This is a genomic window from Bacteroidota bacterium (assembly GCA_016213405.1).
Lineage (GTDB): Bacteria > Bacteroidota > Bacteroidia > Palsa-948 > Palsa-948 > Palsa-948.
On record JACRAM010000126.1, the window covers coordinates 1 to 5,678 of the forward strand.

General features: G+C 37.0%; 5 protein-coding genes. All 5 read left to right on the forward strand.

The features are described from left to right. Positions 1-163 precede the first annotated feature (163 nt). The gene (locus HY841_15785; protein MBI4932220.1) at positions 164-751 is read left to right on the forward strand and encodes a hypothetical protein; all 588 of its coding nucleotides are present in this window, start codon (positions 164-166) and stop codon (positions 749-751) included. A gap of 358 nt (positions 752-1,109) precedes the next feature. Beyond that, positions 1,110-1,373 carry a hypothetical protein gene (locus tag HY841_15790; GenBank protein MBI4932221.1) on the forward strand — a complete coding sequence of 88 codons (264 nt, stop codon included), beginning with the start codon at positions 1,110-1,112 and terminating at the stop codon, positions 1,371-1,373. Further along, positions 1,360-1,983 (forward strand): hypothetical protein, encoded by a 624-nt coding sequence (locus tag HY841_15795; protein MBI4932222.1) that lies wholly within the window; start codon positions 1,360-1,362, stop codon positions 1,981-1,983. The genes HY841_15790 and HY841_15795 overlap by 14 nt, the downstream gene beginning before the upstream one ends. A gap of 4 nt (positions 1,984-1,987) precedes the next feature. Further along, the gene (locus HY841_15800; protein ID MBI4932223.1) at positions 1,988-3,370 is read left to right on the forward strand and encodes a T9SS type A sorting domain-containing protein; all 1,383 of its coding nucleotides are present in this window, start codon (positions 1,988-1,990) and stop codon (positions 3,368-3,370) included. Positions 3,371-3,420: 50 nt separating this feature from the next. Beyond that, positions 3,421-5,361 (forward strand): T9SS type A sorting domain-containing protein, encoded by a 1,941-nt coding sequence (locus tag HY841_15805; protein MBI4932224.1) that lies wholly within the window; start codon positions 3,421-3,423, stop codon positions 5,359-5,361. Positions 5,362-5,678 lie beyond the last annotated feature (317 nt).

A 5,678-nucleotide genomic window follows, 5' to 3' on the forward strand; every position in this document is an offset into this window, starting at 1 on the left:
CGGACACCAACAGACACCAACAGACACTTACGGACTTTAGTAAACAGACAATGACGGAAAATTTATTACACTACTCTATTACAGAAAAGATAATCCGAAGTTTCTTTACGGTCAATAAGCAGGACACGCTTACCAAATAAATCCCGCAGGCAATGTTGTTCCCATGCCTTGGCAGGCAAACTTCATTCAACTTTCTCCAACATCTGTAAAGTTTGACATCCGAAACTATCCCGCAAACTTTCCTCTGTTTATTCAAGTGGACAAGGGACATAATTTATCTACCTTTGCCTCTATTGGTAATCTTGAATGGAGCACTTACGTTGGAGGCAATGTTGAAGACCAGTTTCTTGATGTGAAGACAGATAACATTGGTAATGTATATGCAACAGGTTTCACAGCAAGCAATACTTTTCCACAATTTGGAGGTTATCAGACAAGCAATGTTACAGGTGACTATGATGCGGTAATTGCAAAATTTGATAGTAGTGGTCAAAGAAAATACGCTACCTATTTTGGAAGCACAACTGCTTATGAAGAAGGAAGGTCAATTGAAGTATATCCGAACGGAGATATGATCATTTGCGGACATACGACAGCAGCAGGCACAGCATTACCTACTAAAAAATCAACCGGCATAAATTCTTATTATCAAAATTCTTCCGGAGGCAGTTGGGATGGTTTTATTTGCAAATTAAAATCAACAGGGGATTCCCTCCGCTGGTCAACCTATTTGGGTGGCTCCCCTCCCTGACATCATTTCAAAAACTACATATAATAAGGTAACGGACAGTTCCATACTTCGCTTGACCGTTGCTCCAATCTCGACAACTGAGCGCGTATATCGTTAGACAATCTCGCATCCCTTCATCGTTGCTTTTATCCAGACAGCAAATAAGAAAATCTCCGCAAGACAATTCCCGCAACCATTGATATAACTCCGCAAATGAAAAGAGCTACATAACTTTTTTATTTTTGATTATGGAGTGTAGCACATTTCATTTGCTCCAGCAACCGCAAAAACACCTGCAAAAGATTTCCTTATAATAATTTGGCAGTCACAGGATTATTATATACGTTTGTAGCGTCAAATTATTTAATCACTTCATCCAATGAAAAAATCTACTCTCTCCGTATTATTTATTTCCATCACCAGCGTCACCGCCTTCGCTCAGAGCGGAGTGAAATACGCTACAGGAGGAAACATTTTGTCTTCCACCGACATATTCGGAAGCACAAATAATGCTCCGGTCAATTTTGTTTCCAACGGGAAAAAGTGGATGACGCTTTCACCAAGCGGATTATTTGATATTGATGGGCGCACGCGCACGCGCAGTAATGCCACCTTCGATAGTTCAGCAAATGAGAATAACTAAAACTGGCAATGTAGGAATCGGAACAATAGGACCAACTGCAAAACTTCACATTGTTAATCCCACTTCAACAGGATTAACTGTAACAACCCAACATGTGGGCGATTATGGCTATGGAATTATTTCAGAAGTTAATCGGGATTTCACAAAAGCTATTGCGGTTACAAATAACGCTTCTGCTGGAGTACAAACTTTTGTCGTGTATGGCGATGGAAGAGTTGGCATTGGAGCTGATCCCGATGGAGACCCGACCTATAAACTTCTTGTTTGCGGAACTATCCGAACAAAAGAGGTGGTTGTAGAAAGTTCTGTTTGGTGTGATTATAAATTTGAACCTTCCCATAAACGAATGACATGGCTGGAAAAGAAAAACTTCTTTGACATAAATAAACACTTGCCCGAGGTTGAAACCGCAAATGAAATTGAAAAGAACGGATTAAAACTTGGTAAAACATTGTACGGCTTTGCATATAATATTGAAGACAATAGCTTAGATATTATTACTCTTTTTGAAACCACCGAAAAATTGAAAGATGAAAATGCAAAATTAAAAACACAAAATGAAGAATTAGAAAAACGAATTTCCACACTTGAAATCATGATAAAAAAATAGTTTAATGAAAAAATTATTTTTCATACTACAATGTGTTTTTGCTTTCTGTGTTGTAAATGCACAGACATGGAGTGCTTTGGGAAGCGGGTTAGGCAGTACTTCCCCAGACTGGGTAGAAGGTATGGCGATATATAATGGAAATTTGTACGCAGGAGGAAATTTTAACACTGCTGGTAGTATTACTGTAAATAATATTGCAAGATGGAATGGTATAACTTGGGATTCTGTTGGCAATGGATTTATCAATGTTCCATTATATTCTTTGTACGTATATAAAAATGAACTTTATGTGGGTGGGGATTCTCCTTGGGGACAGGGTATTGTTCGTTGGAATGATACCGTCTGGAAATCTGTTGGTGGAGGAGTATCTGGTTTTCCTGCAACTGTAAGTGCTTTATCAGAATATAATAATGAGTTATATGCAGGTGGAGAATTTAATTCTGCCGGAGGAGTTCCAGCAAACCTCATTGCCAGATGGAATGGCAGTTTGTGGGATTCAGTGGACGCGGGAATATACGGTGCGAATGTACACGCTATGGCGGTATATAGTAACGAGTTATATGTTGCGGGTGGTTTTGATAGCGCTGGACATATAGCAGCAAAAAACATCGCAAAATGGAATGGGACAAACTGGTCAGCAGTAGGAAATGGAACATCGGCATGGAACGATAAGATTCTTGATTTAACAGTATATAATAACGAACTATATGCAGTCGGATCCTTTAGCATTGCTGCAGGAATTCCTGCAAGGGGAATAGTAAAATGGAATGGCTCCTCATGGAGTTCTTTGAACAACGTGAACAATACGGGAATGTATTTTTTCGCTCTTACTGTCTATAATAATGAATTATATGCAGGAGGGTACTTTGACACATTATTTGTAAGCAGCGCTCCAAAATCTATCAACAGCATTGCAAGATGGAATGCGTCTTCATGGGATTCGGTTGGCTCTGGCATTAATTATAATAATGTATCTGGATCTGTTTGGGGATTATTAAATGATACCATCAACAACACACTTTATGTTGGGGGCACTTTCAATAATGCAGGAGGACTTTCAGCAATAAATATTGCTCGATGGTCAACTCCGTCAGGTATTTCGGAAAATACCAAAACAAATAATATAAATATTTATCCCAATCCCATGAATAGCCATGTATCGTTTCTTTTTTCAACTCAAAAAAAATCAAACAACGTTCAATTGGCTTTTTATGATTTGTATGGTAAAGAGGTTTCATCTAACATAAAAGTTAATTTGATTTCCCAAACACAACAGAAAACCGAGGTCAATGTTATTAATGTATCATTGAAAAATGGCGTATACATATATAAGGTTTATTCGGATAATGAGTTGATTGGAACCGGAAAAATTATTGTTATCAATTAAAATATTCTTGTATGAAACACGTGTTTTTCATTTTACTTTTTCTAATATGCATGTTCCCAATCTATGCACAAAATACTTATAATCCTTATCCCGATTTAACAGGAGATGCTGAATTTAATTATGGAGCAGCAATCAATACAGGACTAAATGATGGAGAGTATCAATTTATTTTTCGGCCTCCCACTCATCGTTGGCAGCAGTTGGACCCAAACCAATTTGCACTTTCATATAGGATAGAAGTACTTTCTTTCCCTTTCACTCCCGATATTCAATTAAATAACGCAAGAGTATTTAATGTACTATCAGATGCCGCATACAATCCACTTACAAATTCATGGAATATTAATTTTACTTTACCGCTTTTCGGAAATGTATTTAGAAGTTATGAAGGCACACTTGCTGCAAGTTCAAATAATGCATTTAGAATAAATGAATCTAGTACACTTGTGAGTGCTGCTTTTAGTAGTTCCAATGCAATCTCCGGAAATTGGCCTGGCACAACAAATAGAATTATATATCCTCACACCATCCTTAAACACACCATATATGTTCATTGCGGTTCTGATTGGCAGAATGATCCGATTATTGATGAATTATCTTTTGTTATTGACCATACAAGAGGTAAAATGAAAGAATATCCATTTGTTACAGTCAATTATGCAGGAAGTCAAACTTTTCAACATGATATAAATGTTTTTCCTGAACTTTTTCTTTCGAATGACTATAATCAAAATACAGATCCATTAACAATTGGCACTATTGATTATTTTCCTGTTGCCGAACCAGATTTCAATCTATGTAATGGTCAATTAGCTCCAAATCCTTCAATGGCTTCTTCTTCCAACCCCATGAATTTTATCCACCCCGCTCCATATTCATTAACAGGATTTAAGTTACTAGATGCATTGGGAGATCATCAGGCAGGATACAATGTTAATAGCGGGTTTCTTTCACCAATGTTCGGAATATTACATACGTATAATGTTAACGAGTCAATAAATTTATCAATAATTAATCCATCTGAAAAAATTATCTACAATCCTTCGGAAGTAACTCTCACTTATCAAGGTCAAATTGTTTTCCCAGACCATTATACTTTCAAAACAATTCGTGGATTATATCCAACTGCCACAGAAGTGAATAATGCAAATACTATTGCAAACTGTGGTCCCTATACTGATTTACGCGATGTACCTGTACCGACAGATTTAAGTCCTACAACCGATCCTACAGATGCTTCACTCTATCACATAGAAAATGGAAGTTCAATTGTTGTTAATCCCTGTGTCAAAATTTTCGATGCAACATTTAATGTTAAAGCAGGAGGAACTTTTACATATATGAACCGCTCCACAAATTGCGGAAGATGGAAAGTTCAAAACCTCGGCACAGTAATAGAAAGAAACAGCAATGATATATACTTGCAAAATGCTACTATCAATCAAGGTAAATACCAGTATGAATCAAAGGGAATAGTTTATGCCGGGAAAAATGTTAATCCTGATATTACTGTCACACAAGGGAATTATATCGTTGATGTTGGCGCAGAAGTAGTTTGCGTTGCAGAAAACAAAATCATACTGAAAGATGGATTTAAAGCAAAAGATGGATCGAAGTTTCATGCTTATACTACACTATTTGTGGATGCTCCTCCTTGCCCTCCTATGAGACTGCAAAATAATGCAGGTTCAGGTAATGATTCTCAGGAACAAGAAGTACAAGCAAACAACAACCCTCGCTTATTATTGTCTCTTTCTCCCAATCCTTCTAATGGTATCGTACATTCTATAATATATGATGCGAATGATTTGCAAAAAATAAATTATAATCTTAGTATTACAAACATCATGGGAAATGAAATCTATCATCTTTCCAGTGTAAAATCACAAATGCCATATGATTTAGATTTATCTAAATACCCCAAAGGATTATATTTTGTAAAAGTGCAAAGCATAAATAAAATTTTTACCGAAAAAATAATAATACAATAAGGAGAAAATAAACGGGCATTCATAGAAAAGGCGGGACAAACTACTTCCCGCCTTTTTAATTCTCCCCCTTATCAAAGGGGGACTAAGGGGGTTGTTAAAATATTTTTTCACCACCCGCCACCATTGCATCCTGGCAGCAGGACATCACCAACTATCTCGCAGTCCTCGCAAATCCCCGCATCGCAATCACCCACCGTGCAACACTAAACGATGAACTCGTTACACTTTTTAAAGAAGCAAATGAAATCCTCAACAAAACTTTAGACCCCATTTCCGTATCTTTCAAAACAAACGGCAACAAACATTATTTAAGCGAC